The sequence below is a fragment of the Pseudomonas sp. NFR09 genome (assembly GCF_900111535.1).
Taxonomy (GTDB): domain Bacteria; phylum Pseudomonadota; class Gammaproteobacteria; order Pseudomonadales; family Pseudomonadaceae; genus Aquipseudomonas; species Aquipseudomonas extremorientalis.
On sequence record NZ_FOIH01000014.1, the window covers coordinates 19,603 to 40,268 of the forward strand.

Below are 20,666 nucleotides of genomic sequence, written 5' to 3' on the forward strand. Positions count from 1 at the left end.
GGTGTTTCCTGCAAGGCCGTGGCTTGCGTCAGCCACGGCGGCAAGGTTAAGGCCTGCGGGGGGGCAAGCCTCCTTTCAGACTTTTTTCAAAGTTGTGTCAGGCGGGAACCAGGAAAGCGGCTTCCAGCAACTGGCGGGTATAGGCATGCTGCGGATCCGCAAAGATCGCCTGCGCATCCCCTTGCTCCACCACCTGCCCATGCTTGACCACCATCAATTGGTGACTCAGCGCCTTCACCACCGCCAAGTCATGGCTGATGAACAGGTAGGTCAGGTTGTACTTGGCCTGCAGGCTGCGCAGCAGTTCCACCACCTGGCGTTGCACCGTGCGGTCGAGGGCCGAGGTGGGCTCGTCGAGCAGGATCAGACGTGGCTTGAGCACCAGCGCGCGGGCGATGGCAATGCGTTGGCGCTGCCCACCGGAGAACTCGTGAGGGTAGCGATGCCGGGATTCCGGGTCCAGGCCCACTTCCTTGAGCGCCGCGATAATCGCCGCTTCCTGTTCGGCCGGCGTGCCCATCTTGTGGATGCGCAAGCCTTCGCCGACGATCTCGCTGACGCACATGCGCGGGCTCAGGCTGCCGAACGGGTCCTGGAACACCACCTGCATTTCCCGGCGCAACGGGCGTACCTGTTGTTGGCTGAGCTTGTCCAGTTGCTGGCCTTCGAAACGAATACCGCCCTTGCTGGCGATCAACCGCAGGATCGCCAGGCCCAGGGTGGACTTGCCCGAGCCGCTTTCACCGACGATGCCCAGGGTCTGCCCCTGGGGCAGGCTGAAGTTGATACCGTCCACCGCCTTGACGTAGTCAACGGTGTTGCGCAAAAAGCCCTTCTTGATCGGGAACCACACTTTCAGGTCATCGACCTCCAACAACGGTGGGCCAACATCGTTGGTCGCCGGGCCGCCGCTGGGTTCTGCCGCCAACAACTCCTGGGTGTACGGGTGCCGGGGTGACTGGAACAGCGTCTCGCACTCCGCCTGCTCGACGATGCAACCCTTTTGCATCACGCACACGCGGTGGGCAATCCGGCGCACCAGGTTGAGGTCATGGCTGATCAGCAACAGCGCCATGCCCAGGCGCGCCTGCAGTTCCTTGAGCAATTCCAGGATCTTCAATTGCACCGTCACGTCGAGTGCGGTGGTCGGCTCATCGGCGATCAGCAATTCGGGCTCATTGGCCAGGGCCATGGCGATCATCACCCGCTGGCGCTGACCACCGGACAGTTCATGGGGCAGGGCCTTGAGGCGCTTGTGCGGCTCAGGAATACCCACCAGCTCCAGCAGCTCCAGGGTGCGCTGGGTGGCGACCTTGCCTTGCAACCCTTTGTGCAGGCCCAGCACTTCGTTGATCTGCTTCTCTATGGGGTGCAACGGGTTCAAGGAGGTCATCGGCTCCTGGAAGATCATCGCAATGCGGTTACCGCGAATGTGGCGGATGGTTTTTTCCTTGAGGGTCAGCAGGTCCTGGCCGGCATACTCGATGGTGCCGGAGGGATGGCGCGCCAGCGGGTAGGGCAGCAGGCGCAGGATCGAGTGGGCGGTTACCGATTTGCCCGAGCCGCTTTCACCCACCAGTGCGATGGTTTCACCGCGCTTGATATCGAAGCTGACATGGTTCACCACGCGGTGGTGGTGTTCGCCCGTGACGAACTCGACGCAGAGGTCGCGGACTTCGATCAGATTGTCCTGATTCATCTCATTTCCTCGGGTCGAAGGCATCGCGAGCGGACTCGCCGATAAACACCAGCAAACTCAACATGATCGCCAGCACGGCAAAGGCACTCATGCCCAGCCACGGCGCTTGCAGGTTGGATTTGCCCTGGGCCACCAGTTCACCCAGCGACGGCGAACCGGCGGGCAAACCGAAGCCGAGGAAGTCCAGAGCGGTAAGCGTACCGATGGCGCCGGTGAGAATGAACGGCATGAAGGTCATGGTCGACACCATCGCGTTGGGCAAGATATGGCGGAACATGATCGCGCCGTTCTGCATGCCCAGCGCCCGCGCCGCCCGCACATATTCCAGGTTACGCCCACGCAGGAACTCGGCGCGCACCACGTCCACCAGGCTCATCCACGAGAACAGCAGCATGATCCCCAGCAGCCACCAGAAGTTGGGCTGCACGAAACTGGCGAGGATGATCAGCAGGTACAGCACCGGTAACCCGGACCAGATCTCCAGGAAACGCTGCCCGGCCAGGTCGACCCAGCCGCCATAGAAGCCCTGCAGGGCCCCGGCGATCACGCCGATGATCGAGCTGAGCACGGTGAGGGTCAGGGCAAACAGCACCGACACGCGGAAGCCGTAGATGACCCGCGCCAGCACGTCGCGGCCCTGGTCATCGGTGCCCAGCAGGTTGACGCTGGAAGGCGGCGCGGGGGCCGGCACCTTGAGGTCGTAGTTGATGCTCTGGTAGCTGAACGGGATCGGCGCCCACAACGTCCAGGCGTCCTTGGCCTTGAGCAGTTCCTGGATGTACGGGCTCTTGTAGTTGGCCTCCAGAGGGAATTCGCCGCCGAATGTGGTCTCCGGGTAGCGCTTGAGCGCCGGGAAGTACCAGCCGCCGTCGTAGTGCACGGCCAGGGGTTTGTCGTTGGCGATCAGCTCGGCGCCCAGGCTCAGCACGAACAGGATCAGGAACAGCCACAGCGACCACCAGCCACGCTTGTTGGCCTTGAACCGTTCGAACCGGCGGCGATTGAGGGGGGACAGGTTCATCTCAATGCTCCCGGCTGGCAAAGTCGATCCGCGGATCGACCAGGGTGTAGGTAAGGTCGCCGATCAGCTTCACGATCAACCCCAGCAGGGTGAAGATGAACAGCGTGCCGAACACCACCGGGTAGTCGCGGTTGATCGCCGCTTCAAAGCTCATCAGGCCCAGGCCGTCGAGGGAGAAGATCACTTCCACCAGCAATGAGCCGGTGAAGAAGATCCCGATGAAGGCCGAGGGGAAACCGGCGATCACCAGCAGCATCGCGTTGCGGAACACGTGGCCGTAGAGCACGCGGTGGTTGGTCAGGCCCTTGGCTTTGGCGGTGATCACATACTGCTTGTTGATCTCGTCAAGGAAGCTGTTCTTGGTCAGCAGGGTCATGGTGGCGAAGTTGCCGATCACCAGGGCCGTGATGGGCAGCGCGAGGTGCCAGAAGTAATCGAGGATCTTGCCGCCCCAGCTCAGTTCATCGAAGTTGTTGGAGGTGAGCCCGCGCAGGGGGAACCAGTCCAGGTAACTGCCGCCGGCAAACACCACGATCAGCAGGATCGCAAACAGGAAGGCCGGGATCGCGTAGCCGACGATGATCGCCGAGCTGGTCCACACGTCGAAATGGCTGCCGTGCCGCGTGGCCTTGGCGATCCCCAGGGGGATCGACACCAGGTACATGATCAGCGTGCTCCATAACCCGAGGGAAATGGACACCGGCATCTTTTCCTTGATCAGGTCGATGACCTTGGCGTCGCGGAAGAAGCTGTCGCCAAAATCCAGCTGGGCGTAGTTCTTGACCATGATCCACAGACGTTCCGGCGCCGACTTGTCGAAGCCGTACATTTTCTCGATTTCCTTGATCAGCGCCGGGTCCAGGCCCTGAGCGCCGCGGTAGCTGCTGGAGCCGGCCACCGATACCTCGGCGCCGCCGCCGGCAATGCGGCTGGTGGCGCCTTCAAAGCCTTCGAGCTTGGCGATCATCTGCTCCACCGGGCCACCGGGGGCGGCCTGGATGATGACGAAGTTGATCAGCAGGATCCCGAACAGCGTCGGGATAATCAGCAACAGGCGGCGAAAGATATAGGCCAGCATTTAATCGCCTCCGCTCGCCGGATCGGCGCTCGTGTTAGTGTCCGGGATGACGGCCGGTTTGACGTCGGGCTTGGCCCACCAGGTGGCCGTCCCGACGTCGTAGCGCGGTGGGACTTTCGGGTGGCCCAGGTGATCCCAGTACGCCACGCGGAAAGTCTTGATGTGCCAGTTGGGGATCACGTAGTAGCCAAATTGCAACACGCGGTCCAGGGCCTTGGCATGGGCCACCAGGCTTTTGCGTGAATCGGCGTCGATCAACTCTTCCACCAACTGGTCGATGGCCGGGTCCTTGAGACCCATGTAGTTGCGGCTGCCGGGTTTGTCGGCGCTGGACGATTTCCAGAACTCGCGCTGTTCGTTGCCCGGTGAAGTGGACTGCGGGAAGCTGCCCACCAGCATGTCGAAGTCCCGCGAGCGGATACGGTTGATGAACTGCGACACGTCGACCCGGCGGATCACCAGGTCGATGCCCAGGTCGGCCAGGTTGCGCTTGAACGGCAGCAGGATGCGTTCGAATTCGGTCTGGGCCAGCAGGAATTCGATGGTTACCGGTTTGCCAGTGGTGTCGACCATCTTGTCATCGACGATGCGCCAGCCGGCTTCCTGCAGCAGTTGGTAGGCCTCGCGTTGCTGGGCGCGGATCATGCCGCTGCCGTCGGTCCTGGAGGGTTCGAAGGCCTGGGTGAAGACTTCGGGCGGGATCTTGTCGCGCAGGGGCTCGAGAATCGCCAGTTCATCCGGGCCGGGCAGGCCGGTGGCGGCCATTTCCGAGTTTTCGAAGTAACTGCGCGTACGGGTATAGGCGCCGTTGAACAGCTGCTTGTTGCTCCACTCGAAGTCCAGCAACAGGCTGATGGCCTTGCGCACGCGCACATCCTGGAACATCGGCTTGCGCATGTTGAACACAAACCCCTGCATCCCGGTGGGGTTACCGTTGGGGATTTCTTCCTTGATCAGCCGGCCCTGGGCAACAGCGGGGATGTTGTAGGCGTTGGCCCAGTTCTTCGCGCTGAATTCCAGCCAGTAGTCGAACTGCCCGGCCTTCAAGGCTTCCAGGGACACGGTGCTGTCGCGGTAGTAGTCGGTGATGCGGTTGTCGAAATTGTAGAAACCCTTGGTGATCGGCAGGTCCTTGGCCCAGTAATCCTTGACCCGCTCGTAGCGGATCATGCGTCCGGCCTTGACCTCGGCGACCTTGTACGGCCCGCTGCCCAGCGGTATTTCCAGATTGCCCCTGGCGAAGTCGCGGGTGGCCCACCAATGCTTGGGCAATACCGGCAGTTGTCCGAGGATCAGCGGCAATTCGCGGTTGTTGGTGCGCTTGAACTTGAACAGAACCTTGAGCGGGTCTTCGGCGATGACTTCGTCGACGTCGGCGTAATAAGTGCGGTAGATCGGTGAACCTTCCTTGATCAGTTCCTGGAAGGTAAATACCACGTCCTCGGCGCGGATCGGGTGGCCATCATGGAAGCGCGCTTCCGGGCGCAGGTAGAAGCGCACCCAGCTGTTGTCCGGGGCTTTTTCGATCTTGCCGGCCACCAGGCCGTATTCGGTGATGGGCTCGTCCAGGCTTTGCATGGCCAGGGTGTCGTAGATCAGGCCCAGATTGTCGGCCGGTACACCTTTGCTGATATAGGGGTTGAGGCTGTCGAAGCCGCCCATGGCCGACTCGCGGAACGTGCCACCCTTGGGCGCATCCGGGTTGACGTAGTCGAAGTGCTTGAAGTCGGCGGGGTATTTCGGCGGTTCGTTGTACAGCGTCAACGCATGTTGCGGGGCGGCCTGGGCCGCAGTGCACAGCAGCAGGCTGCCGAGCAGGGCAGTACGCAAAGATATCATTGGGCTTTCTCCGAAGCTTTCAGCCACCACGCGCTCAGGCCCAGGCTGTAGGGCGGCGTGGTGACAAAGGCGAACCGGTTGCGGTACGCCAGGCGATGATAGTTGAGGTACCAGTTGGGAATACTGTAGTGCTGCCACAGCAGCACCCGGTCGAGGGCACGGCCGGCGGCCAGTTGCTCTTCGCGGGTCTTGGCGGCCAGCAGTTGTTCCAGCAGGTGATCGACAATCGGATTGTTGATGCCTGCGTAGTTCTTGCTGCCCTTGATCGCGGACTGGCTGGAGTGGAAGTACTGCCACTGCTCAAGGCCTGGACTCAAGGTCTGGTTGAGGGTGATCAGGATCATGTCGAAGTCGAATTGGTCCAGGCGCTGCTTGTACTGGGCACGGTCGACGGTACGCAGGCGCGCGTCGACGCCGATGCTGATCAGGTTCTCGACATAGGGCTGCAGGATGCGCTCCAGGTTCGGGTTGACCAGCAGGATCTCGAAACGCAGCGGCTGGCCATCCTTGTTGACCAGGCGTTGTCCGGACAGCTTCCAGCCAGCCTCGCCGAGCAGGGCCAGCGCGCGGCGCATAGTCTCGCGGGGGATGCCGCGCCCGTCGGTCTGGGGCAGGCTGAAGGCTTGCGTGAACAGGTTGGCCGGCAACTGCTCGCGGTAGGGCGAGAGCATCATCCATTCACGGCCGGTGGGTACGCCGGTGGCGGCGAATTCGCTGTTGGGGTAGTAGCTCAAGGTGCGCTTGTACGCGCTGCTGAACAGGGTGCGGTTGGTCCACTCGAAGTCGAACATCAGCCCCAGGGCTTCGCGCACCTTGGCCTGGCTGAACGTGGGCCGCCGCGTGTTCATGAACAGACCCTGGCTCTGTGTCGGGATTTGGTGGGCGATCTGCGCCTTGATCACGTCACCCCGGTTCACCGCCGGGAAGTTGTAGCCATTGGCCCAGTTCTTGGCCTGGTGCTCGATGTAGATATCGAATTCACCGGCCTTGAAGGCTTCGAAGGCCACATCGCTGTCGCGGTAAAACTCCACCTCGACCTTGTCATAGTTATAGAAGCCCTGGTTGACCGGCAGGTCCTTGCCCCAGTAGTCCTTGACCCGTTCGAACACCAGTTGCCGTCCGGGCGTGACCTTGCTGATGCGGTAGGGGCCGCTGCCCAGGGGTGGTTCGAAGGTGGTGGCCTTGAAGTCGCGGTTTTTCCAGTAGTGCTGGGGCAATACCGGCAACTCGCCCAGGCGCAGGATCAGCAAGGGGTTGCCGGCACGCTTGAACACAAAGCGGATGCGGTGGCGGTTGAGGATATCCACCCGCGCCACTTCCTGCAGGTTGGTGCGGTATTGCGGGTGCCCTTCGGTCAGCAAGGTGCGATAGGAAAACGCCACGTCATACGCCGTGATCGGCTTGCCATCGTGAAAGCGCGCTTCGGGACGCAGGTTGAACACCACCCAACTGCGGTCCTCGCTGTACTCCACCGATTGGGCGATCAGCCCATAGCTGGAGGTGGGTTCATCGCCGGAGGGCGCATACAGGCCGGTGCCGACCATCAAGGGCTCATTCAGCTCATTGACGCCATATTGCAGGAAGTTCGGCGTGGAAACCGGGCTGGAGCCCTTGAAGGTATAGGGGTTGAGGGTGTCGAAAGTGCCAAAGGCCATGACCCGCAATGTCCCGCCTTTCGGCGCTGCAGGGTTTACCCAATCGAAGTGGGTGAATTTGGCCGGGTACTTGAGGCTGCCGAACTGCGCATAACCGTGGCTCTCGGTAATCGTCGCGTTCGCTGCAAAGCTCAAGGCCAGACTTATTAGTAGAAGGAGGGGACGCTTCAAGTCAGAGATCCGATCCAGGCGGCTTGGGCTTTATGATCGGTACAGTAACAGCTTGTTCCGGTTGGAAAAAGGCCGTTGGATTGACGCAGAAACAATGTGGGAGGGGGCTTGCCCCCGATAGCAACACACCAGCCAACAGATTCATTGGCTGACCTACCGCTATCGGGGGCAAGCCCCCTCCCACATGGGGTCCCCAGTGTTCCAGATGTTTCAGCGTGGACCTGATACCACCAGCATCTGCCCAGGCTTCAGGGCCTGGCCGGTACGCGGGTTCCAGCGCTTGAGGTGTTGCATCTCGACATTGAAGCGCTTGGCGACGATGTACAGCGAGTCGCCTTTCTTGACCTTGTATTGCACCGGTTTCTTGCTGTCGGCCTTGGCCACTAGCTTGCGCGTGTCCTGCATTACCAGGGTCTGGCCGACCTTGAGGGCCTGGCCGTTGAGCTTGTTCCAGCGTTGCAGGTCATGTACGTCGACCTTGTTGGCCTTGGCAATCAGCGTCAGGTTGTCGCCGGTGCGTACCTTGTAGCTGCGAGTACGCCCGGCCACCCGTGCGGTCTCGACCTCGTCGAACACCTGCTTTTTCGGACGCATCGCCAGCAATTCTTCAGGCTTCATCGTCGAAAGGGTGCTGGTCAGCAGTTGCGCCTTGGAACTGGGCACCAGCAAATGCTGCGGGCCGTCCAGGGTAGTGCGTTGTTTCAGCGCCGGGTTGAGCTGGAACAGTTCGTCTTCGTCGATCTCGGCCAGCGCGGCAACCCGTGACAGGTCCATGCTCTGCTTGACTTCCACCACTTCGAAGTAAGGTTGGTTGGCAATCGGGTTCAGGTTGACGCCGTAGGCCTCGGGTGCCAGCACCACCTGGGACAGCGCCAGGAACTTGGGCACGTAGTCCTTGGTTTCCTGGGGCAGCGGCAGGTTCCAGTAGTCGGTCGGCAGGCCGAGCTTCTCGTTGCGCTCGATGGCCCGGCTCACCGTGCCTTCGCCGGCGTTATAGGCGGCCAGGGCCAGCAGCCAGTCGCCGTTGAACATGTCATGCAGGCGGGTCAGGTAGTCGAGTGCGGCGGTGGTGGAGGCGGTGATGTCGCGACGGCCATCGTAGGCACGGGTCTGGCGCAGGTTGAAGTAGCGCCCGGTGGAGGGGATGAACTGCCAGAGGCCGACCGCATCGCTGCGCGAATAGGCCATCGGATTGTAGGCACTTTCAATCACTGGCAGCAGCGCCAGCTCCAAGGGCATGTTGCGTTCTTCAAGACGTTCGACGATGTAGTGAATGTAGAGGCTGCCGCGTTCTCCGGCATTCTCCAGGAAGGACGGGTTGCTGGCGAACCACAGGCGCTGTTGCTCGATACGCGGGTTGACACCTAGACCGTCCTGCAGTTGAAAGCCCCGGCGCATGCGTTCCCAAACATCCTGGGGTACGTCGGGAGCCGGTTTTTCTGAAAGCCAGATGACGGGTTTCTGTTTGATTTTGGCGGTGAGGTTTGGCTTGGGTTGCACGGTGGATTGTGCGGTGAAATTGCTTGATTGGCAGCCCGCCAGTGTGGCGGACACAGCCACCGCCACAGCTTGAGCCAGGCGGGTCAATGCGTCTGAATGGTTGGATTTACGAATAGATGACGACATTGGCTGGAAGTAAGTTCCGGGCAAAAATGTCGGGCGATTCTAGAAACCCGTTGGGTTCCGGTCAACCATTCAGAAATTGCGTATCAGATTGCTTCCCTTTAGAACTTATCTTTCCAAGCCCTCAAGCTAGCAAACACCTCGGCCCCAGAGCGGTTGTCACGGCCATTCCGTTCGTCCGCTTTTTGTTTAACGGATGTTTCAGAGGTACGCAGAAAGGGGTTGGTCAGCTTTTCCAGGGCCAGGTTGGAAGGCAGCGTGATCTCGCCTCTGGCCCGCAGTTGGCGTACGTTCTCCACTCGTTCGGCTATATCTGTGTTGTCCGGTTCCACAGCTTGGGCGAACTTGAGGTTACTCTGCGTGTATTCGTGGGTGCAGTACACCAGGGTATCGGCGGGCAGGGCGGCCAGGCGCTCGAGGGAGCTGTGCATCTGTTCCGGCGTGCCTTCGAACAGGCGCCCGCAACCGGCGGCGAACAGGGTGTCGCCACACAACAGCACGCCCGGGTGATAAAAGGCGATATGGCCCAGGGTATGGCCGGGAACGCTATAGATGTCGAAGTCCCAGCCGAGTACCGTGATGCGGTCGTTATCGTGCAACGCCACGTCCCGCGCCGGGATCTTCTCGTTGGCCGGGCCGTAGACCTTGGCGTCGGTCTCACGCTTGAGCTGTTCGACACCGCCGACGTGATCGTGGTGATGGTGGGTGATCAGGATGTCGCTGAGGCTCCAGCCAGGGTTCTGCTCGAGCCAGGCCAGCACGGGCGCGGCATCGCCGGGGTCGACCACGGCGCAGCGTTGGGTGCGAGGGTCCTGTAACAACCAGATGTAGTTATCGGTGAAGGCGGGCAGGGCACTGATCTGTATCATTCTTCGATTCGCCAAGCTGAACACATTGGTGCATCTTAGAACGTCTAGGCGAGTTGGAGAATGCAATGACTGATAAAGCGTTCGCCCAGGCCGATCCTGAGTGGCTGGCCCTGATCGGCGCGGCCCGCGAGTGGCTGTCCGGTCCCATCGGGCAATTTCTGCTGGACGAAGAACGGCGCATGCTCGAAGACGAGCTGGGCCGGTTCTTTGGTGGCTATCTGGTGCACTACGGCCCCTCGGCCGAAACGCCGCCCTGCGCGCCGCAGGTGCAACGCAATGTTCGCCTGGGGGCACCGTTGCCAGGCGTGGAGATCGTGTGCGAGGAACAGGCCTGGCCGTTGAGCGAGCATGCTGCCGATGTAGTGGTGTTGCAGCACGGGCTGGATTTCTGCCTGTCGCCCCACGGCTTGTTGCGCGAGGCGGCGAGCAGCGTACGGCCCGGTGGCCATTTGCTGATCGTGGGGATCAACCCCTGGAGCAGTTGGGGCCTGCGCCATGTGTTCGCCCATGACGGCCTGCGCCAGGCGCGCTGCATCTCGCCGCAGCGGGTGGGCGACTGGCTGAACCTGCTGGGCTTCGCGCTGGAGAAACGCCGCTTCGGGTGCTATCGTCCGCCGCTCGCGTCGACCAAGTGGCAGGGCCGCCTGGCCGGCTGGGAACGCCGGGCCGGCGCCTGGCAATTGTCCGGTGGCGGGTTTTACCTGCTGGTGGCGCGCAAGATCGCGGTCGGGCTGCGCCCGTTGCAGCAGGTGCGCCGCGAGCCGATGGGCAAGCTGGTGCCATTGCCGATGGCCAAGGTCAACCGCAAGCAAAGCGATGCGTAATCCTCTTTTTGAATTGATACCGAGCAACCGATGACCGATAGCGTAGAACTCTTCACCGATGGCGCCTGCAAGGGCAACCCGGGCCCCGGCGGCTGGGGCGCGTTGCTGGTGTGCAAGGGCGTGGAGAAGGAGTTGTGGGGCGGTGAGGCCAACACCACCAACAACCGCATGGAGCTGATGGGCGCCATTCGTGGCCTGGAAGAACTCAAGCGCCGCTGCAATGTGCTGCTGGTGACCGACTCGCAATACGTGATGAAGGGCATCAACGAGTGGATGGTCAACTGGAAGAAGCGCGGGTGGAAAACCGCCGCCAAGGAACCGGTGAAAAATGCCGACCTGTGGCAATTGCTCGATGAGCAATGCAATCGCCATGACATCACCTGGAAATGGGTACGCGGCCACATCGGCCATCCCGGCAACGAACGTGCTGACCAGTTGGCCAACCGTGGCGTGGATGAAGTGCGGGGCTACAAGCAGAGTTGAAGGCGACTCACGTGGTAACATCGCGCCCTTTGAAATACACCAAACCGTTGAGAGCTGAACCCTGATGGCCATCCGATCTGTTGTACTCGATACCGAAACCACCGGCATGCCGGTGACCGACGGTCACCGGATCATTGAAATCGGCTGTGTCGAATTGATGGGGCGTCGCCTGACCGGCCGTCACTTCCACGTCTACCTGCAACCGGACCGCGACAGTGACGAAGGCGCAATCGCCGTCCACGGCATCACTGACGAATTTCTCAAGGGCAAGCCGCGCTTCGCCGAAGTCGCCGATGAGTTCTTCGAATTCATCAACGGTGCCCAGTTGATCATCCATAACGCGGCGTTTGACGTCGGCTTCATCAATAACGAGTTTGCCCTGATGGGGCAGACTGATCGCGCGGACATTTCCCGGCACTGCTCGATCCTCGATACCTTGATGATGGCCCGTGAGCGCCACCCGGGTCAGCGCAACAGCCTCGACGCCCTGTGCAAACGTTATGGCGTCGACAACTCCGGCCGTGAGCTCCACGGCGCCTTGCTCGACTCCGAGATTCTCGCTGACGTCTACCTGACCATGACCGGCGGGCAGACCAGCCTGTCCCTGGCGGGCAACGCCTCCGATGGCAGCGGTTCGGCGGAAGGCTCGGGCAACCGTCCTTCGGAAATCCGCCGACTGCCGGCTGATCGCAAGCCGACCACTATCATCCGCGCCAGCGAACAGGACCTCGCGGAACACGCGGCTCGGCTCGAAGCGATCGCCAAATCGGCGGGCGCGCCGGCATTATGGACCCAACTGACCCAGCAATAACCCCTGGCTGAACTCGATTGGAACTGTGGGGGGGAGGCTTGCTCCCGATAGGGGCAGGCCAGTCGAAACCTGTGTTGACTGATGTACCGTTATCGAGGGCAGGCCCCCTCCCACAATTGATTTCAATTGCCTGTCAATCTTCATTCGCGTCATGGCCGCCAAGCTTCTACCCTTGAGTGCATAGCCCTCAGGACGACAAGCAAACATGTATAAAGACCTGAAGTTTCCCGTCCTGATCGTGCACCGCGACATCAAGGCCGACACCGTTGCCGGTGACCGGGTCCGAGGCATCGCCCGGGAGTTGGAGCAAGAGGGCTTTTCTATATTTTCCGCGGTGGACTACGCCGAAGGCAGGCTGGTGGCGTCTACCCATCATGGCCTGGCGTGCATGTTGATCGCCGCCGAAGGCGCTGGCGAAAACACCCACCTTCTACAGAACATGGTCGAGCTGATCCGCCTGGCGCGGCTGCGGGCGCCCAACCTGCCGATCTTTGCCCTGGGCGAGCAAGTCACCCTGGAAAACGCGCCTGCCGACGCCATGAGCGAACTCAACCAGTTACGCGGCATCCTGTATCTGTTCGAAGACACCGTGCCGTTTCTCGCCCGGCAAGTCGCCCGTGCGGCGCGGACTTATCTGGATGGTCTGTTGCCGCCGTTCTTCAAGGCGTTGGTGCAGCACACGGCTGATTCGAACTATTCCTGGCACACACCGGGCCATGGCGGCGGTGTGGCCTATCGCAAAAGCCCGGTGGGGCAAGCGTTCCACCAGTTCTTCGGGGAAAACACACTGCGCTCGGATCTATCGGTCTCGGTGCCCGAGCTGGGTTCGCTGCTGGATCACACCGGGCCGCTGGCCGAAGCCGAAGCCCGTGCTGCGCGTAACTTTGGCGCCGACCATACGTTCTTCGTCATCAACGGCACCTCCACCGCCAACAAAATCGTCTGGCATTCCATGGTCGGGCGCGATGACCTGGTGCTGGTGGACCGCAACTGTCACAAGTCGGTGCTGCATTCGATCATCATGACCGGCGCCATCCCGCTGTACCTGTGCCCGGAGCGCAACGAACTGGGGATCATCGGTCCGATTCCCCTGAGCGAGTTCAGCCCCGAGTCGATCCGCGCCAAGATCGACGCCAGTCCCTTGACCCGTGGCCGCCCGCCGAAAGTGAAAATGGCGGTGGTCACCAATTCCACCTACGACGGCCTGTGCTACAACGCCGAGCTGATCAAGCAGCAATTGGGTAACAGCGTCGAGGTGCTGCATTTTGACGAGGCCTGGTACGCCTACGCGGCGTTTCATGAGTTCTTCGCCGGGCGCTACGGCATGGGCACCTCGCGCACGGCGGACAGCCCGCTGGTGTTTACCACTCACTCCACCCACAAACTGCTGGCCGCTTTCAGCCAGGCTTCGATGATCCATGTGCAGGACGGCGGTGCCCGCCAACTGGACCGTGACCGTTTCAACGAGGCGTTCATGATGCATATCTCCACATCGCCGCAATACAGCATCATTGCCTCCCTGGACGTGGCTTCGGCAATGATGGAAGGCCCGGCCGGGCGTTCGCTGTTGCAAGAGATGTTTGATGAGGCGCTGAGCTTCCGCCGCGCCCTGGCCAATCTGCGCCAGCATATCGCCGCCGAGGACTGGTGGTTTTCCATCTGGCAGCCACCGTCGGTGGCGGGGATCGACAAGGTCGCCACCGCCGATTGGTTATTGCATCCCCAGGATGACTGGCACGGCTTCGGTGATGTAGCCGAGGACTACGTGCTGCTCGACCCGATCAAAGTGACCCTGGTAATGCCCGGTCTCAATGCCGGCGGTGCCTTGAGCGATTGCGGGATCCCGGCGGCGGTGGTCAGCAAGTTCCTCTGGGAGCGTGGCCTGGTAGTGGAAAAGACCGGGCTGTATTCCTTCCTCGTGCTGTTCTCCATGGGCATTACCAAAGGTAAATGGAGTACCTTGCTCACCGAATTGCTGGAATTCAAGCGCAGTTACGACGCCAATATCAGCCTGGCCAGTTGTTTGCCGTCGGTGTTTGCCCAAGGGCCGACGCGCTACCAAAGCCTGGGCTTGCGCGACCTGTGTGACCAGTTGCACAGCTGTTATCGCAGCAACGCCACGGCCAGGCATTTGAAGCGCATGTACACCGTATTGCCGGAAATCGCGATGAAGCCCGCCGACGCCTACGACCAATTGGTGAGGGGCGAAGTGGAGGCGGTTTCCATCGACGCCTTGCCAGGACGCATCGCAGCCGTGATGCTGGTGCCTTATCCGCCCGGCATTCCGTTGATCATGCCGGGCGAGCGCTTTACCGAGTCGACGCGCTCGATCATCGACTACCTGGCGTTTGCCCGGACGTTCGATAGCAGTTTCCCCGGTTTTGTCGCCGATGTTCATGGGTTGCAACACGAGGATGATGGCAGCGGTCGTTGTTACACCGTCGATTGCATCAAGGGTTAAGGATGTTTATGCAGGCTGTAATGAACCCGAAGTATCCCGGACTCAGTGTGCGGGTCGCAGATGAAGGCTTTGATGCCTATGTGTGGGGCAATGACTTCAGCTTTGAGGTCAGCGCCTACGGTGAGCCGCAGATGGGCAAGCGGGTCGATCAATGGCCCGTGGAGCGTATCTTGCCGTACCGCAAGTGCTACGGCATTGACCCTGAGGAGTTCGCCAGTTTCCGTGACGCGCCCGACAGTGCGATCTTCATGGCCTACCTGGACGACCGGGCGGTGGGGCACATCGTGGTCAGCACCAACTGGAACGGCTTTGCCCATGTCGACGAGTTGGCGGTGGCCTTGCCTGCGCGACGCCACGGAGTAGCCAAGGCGTTGCTGGATGTGGCGCAGTTCTGGAGCCGCAAGAAAAACCTCCCCGGCATGATGCTCGAAACCCAGAACAACAACCTCGGTGCCTGCCGCTTGTACGAGCGTTGCGGCTATGTGATGGGCGGCATCGACCATCTGCGCTATCGCGGTATCGACCCGCAGACCCGCGAAGTGGCGATATTCTGGTATCGGTTGTTCAAGAGCGAAGCCGGCAACGCTTAACCCGCCAACAAACCCTCGGCCTTCTGCGTCACGATCTCCAGCAGCGCATTCAGCGCCGGGGAGGTCGGGCCATCCTTGAGGGTCAGCGCATACAGGCTGATCATGATCGGCGGCGACACCGGGCACGCATCCAGCCCGGCCTCGCGGGCGCCGAACGCGGTGAACGGGTCGACCACCGCCAGGCCTTCGCCTGCTTCCACCATGCTGCGCATCATCTGGTAGGTCTGCACCCGCGTCTGCACCACCGGCAGCGGGCGCAAGGCTTGCAGCTTGGCGTCCAGCAGGCGGCTGAGCGGGTCCTGGCTCTCCAGGCCGATCATCGATTGTCCGGCGAGGTCCTGCAGCGCAATGTACTTCTGCTTGGGTTTGAGCCAACCATGGGGCGCCAGCAGTTGCAGCTTGCTCTGGGCGAGTACGGTGCAGTGGATCTGCGGGTGCTCCGGGTCATGCAGGCTCAAACCCACGTCGGCTTCGTGCAGCAGCAGGCTCCTGATGATCTCCCGGGTGGGTTGGCTCGACAGGTTGCAGGGCGTGTCCTGGAAGCGTCGGCGCAGCACCGCAATACTGTGCGGCAACAGCTGATTGGCCAGCGGCGGTGTGCAGAGCACGCGCAGGGCAGGGGCATGATGGTTTTTCAGGCGGCTGGCCAGGCGTTGCACCGGCTCCAGGGCCTCATACACATGGGCAATTTCCGCCTGCAGTTCCAGGGTTTCCCGGGTAGCCTGCAAACGCCCGCGCACACTGGCGAACAACATGAAGCCGAGCTGTTGCTCGGCGTCCTTGAGCGCCGCGTCCACATCGCCCACGGGAAGTTGCAACCACTCGGCGGCCGTGCCGAGGTGTCCGGTCTGCAAGATGGCCTGAATCACTTCGATATGACGTAAACGCATCGCCGGAGTCTATGTGCAGCGCGCCGGGTATTCAATAGAATGGCTGCGCTGATCATTAACGACCAAAGCCGGCCGCCGGCATTAACAACAAAAACAGGTCTGGTCTCACATGCCTCTACCCTCGATATTCCTCGGGGTAACGGTCAAGCAACTGCTGGTCCTGGTGACCGTAGGGTGCGTGGCTGCTTATCTCTTCAACAGTCAAAACGAAACCGCGCCGGAAAACCTGGCACTTGAAGCGTTTATCCGTTCCCAGGAACAGGTCATCGAACAGGTGGGGGCGGTGTTGGGTATTGAACTGGTCAGGCAGGTGGTGGCGCACCCAGGCTACAACACGGCGGGCTACCAGCGTTCCATGTTCGCGGTGGAGGGTGAGCGGGGGCGATTGGTGGTGACCGTGAAGAAGGTCGAGGGCGAGCAGGGCATTGAAGTCACCGAGATCCGTCGCCCGTGATCACCCCAGCCCAGTCAACGCCGTCAATGGCCAGGACTGAGCAGGTGGATAAGGCGGGATCTTATGACGCGAGGGTGGTTTGCGATTCGCGCACGAGAATGGTGCCCGACTGGATCAGCTTGAATTCGTCGCCTTCCAGTTTCTCTACACGGTCGCCAATGGCCAGCTTGTAGGTAATGGTAGGCGCCGAGCCAGCCAGGTCGCCTTGCGCCGGGTTGGATTCCTGGAACTCATGCACCGAATACACGCGTCCCTCTGCGTCTCTGGCATGAAACTGTCCGACTAGTACTGCTGCCATCTGTTTAGAACCTCTGGAGATAAACACTCGATTTGCGGTTCTGTAGACCGTCATGGAGCTGGGTAGTTTACTTACGGAATAAAAATACTATTCGCCGATGTTTTCAGATGCTTCTTACATGATGCTGCGCAATGCAGGTGCCCGCAGGATTATCAAAAACCTTCTGGTGAACCCGTCGCGAAGACTTTATAACTACAAGCTCCTTTAGTCAGACGTCGGGAAGCCCCAATGAGCAAGGTCTACACCATCGCCGTCGTGGTCGGCAGCTTGAGAAAAGACTCGATCAACCGCAAGGTTGCCCTGGCATTGGCTGAACTGGCCCCTGCCAACCTGAAGTTGAACATTGTGGAAATTGGCGATTTGCCGCTCTACAACGAAGACATTGACGGAGCATCACCGCCGGCAGCCTACAGTACTTTCCGCAAACAGGTGAGCTCATCCGACGCGGTGTTATTCGTGACCCCGGAATACAACCGCTCCGTCCCGGCCCCGTTGAAGAATGCCATCGACGTGGGTTCCCGGCCGTACGGGCAGAGTGCCTGGAGTGGCAAGCCGGGGGCGATCATCAGCGTATCGCCGGGTGCGATTGGCGGGTTTGGCGCCAACCATCACCTGCGCCAGTCCCTGGTATTCCTCGATGTGCCGTGCATGCAGCAGCCGGAGGCCTACCTGGGCGGCGCGGGCAGTGTGTTCGATGAGGCGGGCAAGGTGTCCGAGAAGACCAGACCGTTCCTGCAGGCCTTCATCGATGCCTACGGTAAATGGGTCGAAAAACAGCTCGCTTGATCGAGCAATCAGGTCCAGCAGTGGGAGCAAGCTCCCACGCTGGGTTCAGCGCAGCCAGTTGGTGCGTGCCAGTTCGATCACCTCATCACCACGCCCACTCATCACCGCCTTGAGCATGTACAGGCTGAACCCCTTGGCCTGTTCCAGCTTGATCGTCGGCGGCATCACCAATTCCTGAGTGGCGGTGACCACATCCACCAGCACCGGGCCGTCATGGGCCAGGGCGCGGCGCAGGGCCGGTTCCAGGTCTTCGGATTGCTCCACGCGAATGCCTAGGATGCCCATGGCGTTGGACATGGCGGCGAAATCCGGGTTTTTCAGCTCGGTGCCGGCGTCCAGGTAGCCCGCCGCCTTCATTTCCATGGCGACAAAGCCCAGGGACGAGTTATCGAATACGATGACTTTGACTGGCAGCTTCAGTTGCGCCAGCGAGATAAAGTCGCCCATCAGCATGGCGAAACCGCCGTCACCCGACATCGAGATCACCTGGCGATTCGGGAATGCCGCCTGCGCACCAATGGCCTGGGGCATGGCATTGGCCATCGAACCATGGTTGAACGAACCGATCAGGCGGCGCTTGCCGTTCATCTTCAAATAGCGCGCTGCCCACACGGTGGGAGAGCCGACATCGGCGGTGAAGATCGCATCGTCATCCGCCAACTCACTGAGCAGGCGTGCCACGTACTGTGGGTGAATCGGCCGATTGGCTTTCGACGGCTGGGCCAGGTCGTCCAGCCCTTGACGGGCTTTTTCATAATGCTTCAAGGACGTTTCGAGAAAGCTGCGATCAGTCTTGCGCGTTAACCTTGGCAGCAGCGCAGCGAGGGTTTCGCTGACGTCGGCGGCAATACCCAGGTCCAGCGTGGCACGTCGACCGAGTGCCTGTGGGTTGCGGTCGACCTGGATGATCTTGGCGTCGGAGGGGTAGAACTGGCGGTAAGGGAAATCGGTGCCGAGCATGATCAGCGTGTCGCAGTCGAGCATGGCGTGGTAGCCGGAGCTGAAACCGATCAGGCCGGTCATGCCTACGTCGAACGGGTTATCCCACTCCACATGCTCCTTGCCACGTAGCGCGTGTACCACGGGGGCGCCCAGTGCGTCGGCGAGGGCGACCACTTGATCATGGGCTCCGGCACACCCGCTGCCGCACAGCAGGGTGACCTTGCGGCTGTTTTCGAGGATATCGGTGAGGCGTTGCAGGTCCTGTTCCGCTGGCAGCGTACGTGGTGCATGCAGGGCGGGCCACGGCTTGAGTTTGTCCTCGACCTCCAGCAGCGATACATCGCCCGGTATGACCACCACGGCCACGCCGCGATTGAGGATCGCCGAACGCATGGCGCGATGCAGTACCTGGGGCATCTGCTCGGGGTTGGTGACCAGCTCGATAAAGTGGCTGCATTCCTTGAACAGTTCCTGGGGATGGGTTTCCTGGAAGTAGTTCAGGCCAATCTCTGAAGATGGAATTTGCGCGGCAATCGCCAGCACCGGCACATGGTTGCGATGGCAATCGAACAGTCCGTTGATCAAATGCAGGTTGCCCGGCCCGCAACTGCCAGCGCACACCGTCAGCTCGCCAGTAGCAGCCGCTTCGGCACCGGCGGCGAACGCCGCCACTTCTTCGTGGCGCACGTGCATCCACTCGATGCTGTCCATGGTGCGCAGCGCGTCGGTGAGGCCGTTGAGGCTGTCGCCGGTCAGGCCCCAGATGCGCTTGATGCCCGCCTGTTCAAGGGTGGTCGCCAATTGCTGGGCCAGGTTGATTTTCGCCATGAAGAACTCCAATCGTCAGTGAGGTTAAAAACTGCTGATCAATAGGGGACAGTTCGATCACGGCGAATGCTCCGCCTTTAATGTGAAGATTGCGTCATGGCCGCGCGGTATTGCCGGGTGCGCCGGGCCAGAAACCATTGGTCACGCACCAGCGCCATGCAAGGTGCGACGTGGGCCTTGGGCAGATGGCCGCGGCTGAGGCGGCGCATCTGGTAGCGCACCACGGCGAGAATGGCCAGGGATGCCAGGGGCTTGCGCTTCCAGTCGATGGGTTTGAGTTGCGGGTTGGGGTCGCGGCCTTCGCGCCAGTGCTGGATCAGTTGCGGTTCCAGCGTCAGGGCGGTGGCGATGCCGGCCATGGCGATACCGCTGTCGAGCACTTGTTGCACGATGGGCAGGCGACGGATGCCGCCGGTGACCATGACGGGCATCTGGGCAATGGCGGCGACTTCGCTGGCGAATTCGAGGAAATACGCCTCCCGGGCCAGGGTCCGGCCGTCCCGTGCTTCGCCTTGCATGGCCGGTGCTTCATAGCTGCCACCGGACAATTCCAGCAGGTCGATGGACAGCGGATTGAGCATCTCGACCACGGCGCGTGCATCCGCTTCTTCGAACCCACCGCGCTGGAAATCAGCGGAGTTGAGTTTGACCGACACACAAAACGACGGGCTGACACTGGCGCGTACCGCACGGATCACGTCCAGGAGCAGGCGTGCACGGTTCTCCAGTGAACCGCCCCAGCGATCCGTACGTTGGTTGCTCAACGGCGACAGGAATTGGCTGAGCAAGTAGCCGTGTGCGCCGTGGATCTGTACGCCGGTAAAACCGGCTTTCTCGGCCAGGCGGGCGCTGGTGGCGAAGCGCTGGATCACGTCCTGGATGTCGGCCTCGGTCATGGCCTTGGGCGTGGCAAACATCTTCGAGAAACCGCCGAGGTCGAGCGCCACGGCGGACGGTGCAATGGCCTGCTGGCGCAGGTTGGCGGGTGTCTGGCGCCCAGGATGGCTGAGTTGCACCCAGAAGTGCACGTTCTTGCGCCGCGCCACGTCGGCCCATTCGCGAAAGCGCTGCAGTTGCTGCTCGTCGTCAAGGGCAACGCCGCCGGGGCCGGTCATGGCGCGGCGGTCGACCATCACGTTGCCGCTGATCAACAGGCCCGGCTCGCCATCGGCCCAGGCCGTGTAGAGCTGCTTCAGCTCGGGGGAGGGCGCTTGCCGGGCGTCCGCCATGTTCTCTTCCATCGCCGCCTTGGCGATACGGTTGGAAAGGACTTGGCCATTGGGCAGTTGCAGAGTTTCAAAGGGCGACATGAGTTGACTCCTGAGCAGGGGAAGCCTCAGGCTA

18 protein-coding genes are annotated in these 20,666 nt (G+C 61.3%); 7 read left to right on the plus strand and 11 right to left on the minus strand.

The features are described 5' to 3' along the window. Window positions 1-97: 97 nt before the first annotated feature. From BMX59_RS26045 to gloB, 7 genes are all read right to left on the minus strand, one after another. Window positions 98-1,699 carry an ABC transporter ATP-binding protein gene (locus BMX59_RS26045; protein ID WP_093127439.1) on the minus strand — a complete coding sequence of 534 codons (1,602 nt, stop codon included), beginning with the start codon at window positions 1,697-1,699 and terminating at the stop codon, window positions 98-100. A gap of 1 nt (window position 1,700) precedes the next feature. Next, the gene (locus BMX59_RS26050) at window positions 1,701-2,720 is read right to left on the minus strand and encodes an ABC transporter permease (protein WP_012723835.1); all 1,020 of its coding nucleotides are present in this window, start codon (window positions 2,718-2,720) and stop codon (window positions 1,701-1,703) included. Window position 2,721: 1 nt separating this feature from the next. Continuing rightward, entirely contained in the window at window positions 2,722-3,798 is a 1,077-nt protein-coding gene (locus BMX59_RS26055; protein ID WP_025857226.1) for a microcin C ABC transporter permease YejB, read from the minus strand. Continuing rightward, window positions 3,799-5,637 (minus strand): extracellular solute-binding protein, encoded by a 1,839-nt coding sequence (locus BMX59_RS26060; protein ID WP_092248855.1) that lies wholly within the window; start codon window positions 5,635-5,637, stop codon window positions 3,799-3,801. Next, window positions 5,634-7,463 carry an extracellular solute-binding protein gene (locus tag BMX59_RS26065; protein ID WP_093127444.1) on the minus strand — a complete coding sequence of 610 codons (1,830 nt, stop codon included), beginning with the start codon at window positions 7,461-7,463 and terminating at the stop codon, window positions 5,634-5,636. The genes BMX59_RS26060 and BMX59_RS26065 overlap by 4 nt, the downstream gene beginning before the upstream one ends. A gap of 210 nt (window positions 7,464-7,673) precedes the next feature. After that, on the minus strand, window positions 7,674-9,089 hold the full coding sequence (locus tag BMX59_RS26070; RefSeq protein WP_093127448.1) for a lytic transglycosylase domain-containing protein: 1,416 nt from the start codon (window positions 9,087-9,089) through the stop codon (window positions 7,674-7,676). Window positions 9,090-9,187: 98 nt separating this feature from the next. Further along, window positions 9,188-9,955 carry a hydroxyacylglutathione hydrolase gene (gene gloB, locus BMX59_RS26075; RefSeq protein ID WP_092248864.1) on the minus strand — a complete coding sequence of 256 codons (768 nt, stop codon included), beginning with the start codon at window positions 9,953-9,955 and terminating at the stop codon, window positions 9,188-9,190. Between the two features lie 65 nt (window positions 9,956-10,020). On the opposite strand from gloB, the gene BMX59_RS26080 reads away from it, so the two are divergent. From BMX59_RS26080 to BMX59_RS26100, 5 genes are all read left to right on the plus strand, one after another. Beyond that, window positions 10,021-10,779, plus strand: coding sequence for a class I SAM-dependent methyltransferase (locus BMX59_RS26080; RefSeq protein WP_071490683.1), 759 nt, complete (start codon window positions 10,021-10,023; stop codon window positions 10,777-10,779). A 30-nt stretch (window positions 10,780-10,809) separates the two neighbouring features. Beyond that, a complete protein-coding gene (rnhA, locus tag BMX59_RS26085) occupies window positions 10,810-11,262 on the plus strand; it encodes a ribonuclease HI (RefSeq protein WP_003173571.1) in 453 nt (150 codons plus the stop codon). Between the two features lie 70 nt (window positions 11,263-11,332). Beyond that, window positions 11,333-12,073: a DNA polymerase III subunit epsilon gene (gene dnaQ, locus BMX59_RS26090; protein WP_165447934.1), complete on the plus strand. Its 741-nt coding sequence runs from the start codon at window positions 11,333-11,335 to the stop codon at window positions 12,071-12,073. A 205-nt stretch (window positions 12,074-12,278) separates the two neighbouring features. Continuing rightward, window positions 12,279-14,534: an Orn/Lys/Arg family decarboxylase gene (locus BMX59_RS26095; RefSeq protein ID WP_071490681.1), complete on the plus strand. Its 2,256-nt coding sequence runs from the start codon at window positions 12,279-12,281 to the stop codon at window positions 14,532-14,534. Between the two features lie 8 nt (window positions 14,535-14,542). Further along, a complete protein-coding gene (locus BMX59_RS26100; protein ID WP_083351445.1) occupies window positions 14,543-15,124 on the plus strand; it encodes a GNAT family N-acetyltransferase in 582 nt (193 codons plus the stop codon). Here the strand turns inward: BMX59_RS26100 and BMX59_RS26105 are convergent. Further along, window positions 15,121-16,014, minus strand: a complete 894-nt coding sequence (locus BMX59_RS26105) for a LysR substrate-binding domain-containing protein (protein ID WP_093127453.1) — start codon at window positions 16,012-16,014, stop codon at window positions 15,121-15,123. The genes BMX59_RS26100 and BMX59_RS26105 overlap by 4 nt on opposite strands. A gap of 109 nt (window positions 16,015-16,123) precedes the next feature. Between BMX59_RS26105 and BMX59_RS26110 the strand changes: the two genes are divergently transcribed. After that, entirely contained in the window at window positions 16,124-16,468 is a 345-nt protein-coding gene (locus BMX59_RS26110) for a hypothetical protein (RefSeq protein WP_092248874.1), read from the plus strand. A 61-nt stretch (window positions 16,469-16,529) separates the two neighbouring features. Here BMX59_RS26110 and BMX59_RS26115 read toward each other — a convergent pair whose 3' ends face one another. Then, entirely contained in the window at window positions 16,530-16,766 is a 237-nt protein-coding gene (locus BMX59_RS26115; protein ID WP_058426290.1) for a hypothetical protein, read from the minus strand. A gap of 228 nt (window positions 16,767-16,994) precedes the next feature. Between BMX59_RS26115 and BMX59_RS26120 the strand changes: the two genes are divergently transcribed. Further along, window positions 16,995-17,552 carry an NADPH-dependent FMN reductase gene (locus BMX59_RS26120; protein ID WP_071490677.1) on the plus strand — a complete coding sequence of 186 codons (558 nt, stop codon included), beginning with the start codon at window positions 16,995-16,997 and terminating at the stop codon, window positions 17,550-17,552. A gap of 45 nt (window positions 17,553-17,597) precedes the next feature. On the opposite strand, the gene poxB is transcribed toward BMX59_RS26120, so the two are convergent. After that, window positions 17,598-19,322: a ubiquinone-dependent pyruvate dehydrogenase gene (gene poxB / locus BMX59_RS26125; protein WP_093127460.1), complete on the minus strand. Its 1,725-nt coding sequence runs from the start codon at window positions 19,320-19,322 to the stop codon at window positions 17,598-17,600. A gap of 77 nt (window positions 19,323-19,399) precedes the next feature. Then, a complete protein-coding gene (locus BMX59_RS26130) occupies window positions 19,400-20,632 on the minus strand; it encodes an NADH:flavin oxidoreductase/NADH oxidase family protein (RefSeq protein ID WP_093127464.1) in 1,233 nt (410 codons plus the stop codon). Between the last annotated feature and the right edge of the window lie 34 nt (window positions 20,633-20,666).

Excerpts from the sequence above, each read along its gene's own strand:
- BMX59_RS26045 (WP_093127439.1), bottom strand. The coding sequence starts at position 1,699 with ATGAATCAGGACAATCTGATCGAAGTCCGCGACCTCTGCGTCGAGTTC.
- BMX59_RS26050 (WP_012723835.1), bottom strand. The coding sequence starts at position 2,720 with ATGAACCTGTCCCCCCTCAATCGCCGCCGGTTCGAACGGTTCAAGGCC.
- BMX59_RS26055 (WP_025857226.1), bottom strand. The coding sequence starts at position 3,798 with ATGCTGGCCTATATCTTTCGCCGCCTGTTGCTGATTATCCCGACGCTG.
- BMX59_RS26060 (WP_092248855.1), bottom strand. The coding sequence starts at position 5,637 with ATGATATCTTTGCGTACTGCCCTGCTCGGCAGCCTGCTGCTGTGCACT.
- BMX59_RS26070 (WP_093127448.1), bottom strand. The coding sequence starts at position 9,089 with ATGTCGTCATCTATTCGTAAATCCAACCATTCAGACGCATTGACCCGC.
- gloB (WP_092248864.1), bottom strand. The coding sequence starts at position 9,955 with ATGATACAGATCAGTGCCCTGCCCGCCTTCACCGATAACTACATCTGG.
- BMX59_RS26080 (WP_071490683.1), top strand. The coding sequence starts at position 10,021 with ATGACTGATAAAGCGTTCGCCCAGGCCGATCCTGAGTGGCTGGCCCTG.
- rnhA (WP_003173571.1), top strand. The coding sequence starts at position 10,810 with ATGACCGATAGCGTAGAACTCTTCACCGATGGCGCCTGCAAGGGCAAC.
- BMX59_RS26095 (WP_071490681.1), top strand. The coding sequence starts at position 12,279 with ATGTATAAAGACCTGAAGTTTCCCGTCCTGATCGTGCACCGCGACATC.
- BMX59_RS26100 (WP_083351445.1), top strand. The coding sequence starts at position 14,543 with ATGCAGGCTGTAATGAACCCGAAGTATCCCGGACTCAGTGTGCGGGTC.
- BMX59_RS26105 (WP_093127453.1), bottom strand. The coding sequence starts at position 16,014 with ATGCGTTTACGTCATATCGAAGTGATTCAGGCCATCTTGCAGACCGGA.
- BMX59_RS26110 (WP_092248874.1), top strand. The coding sequence starts at position 16,124 with ATGCCTCTACCCTCGATATTCCTCGGGGTAACGGTCAAGCAACTGCTG.
- BMX59_RS26115 (WP_058426290.1), bottom strand. The coding sequence starts at position 16,766 with ATGGCAGCAGTACTAGTCGGACAGTTTCATGCCAGAGACGCAGAGGGA.
- BMX59_RS26120 (WP_071490677.1), top strand. The coding sequence starts at position 16,995 with ATGAGCAAGGTCTACACCATCGCCGTCGTGGTCGGCAGCTTGAGAAAA.
- poxB (WP_093127460.1), bottom strand. The coding sequence starts at position 19,322 with ATGGCGAAAATCAACCTGGCCCAGCAATTGGCGACCACCCTTGAACAG.
- BMX59_RS26130 (WP_093127464.1), bottom strand. The coding sequence starts at position 20,632 with ATGTCGCCCTTTGAAACTCTGCAACTGCCCAATGGCCAAGTCCTTTCC.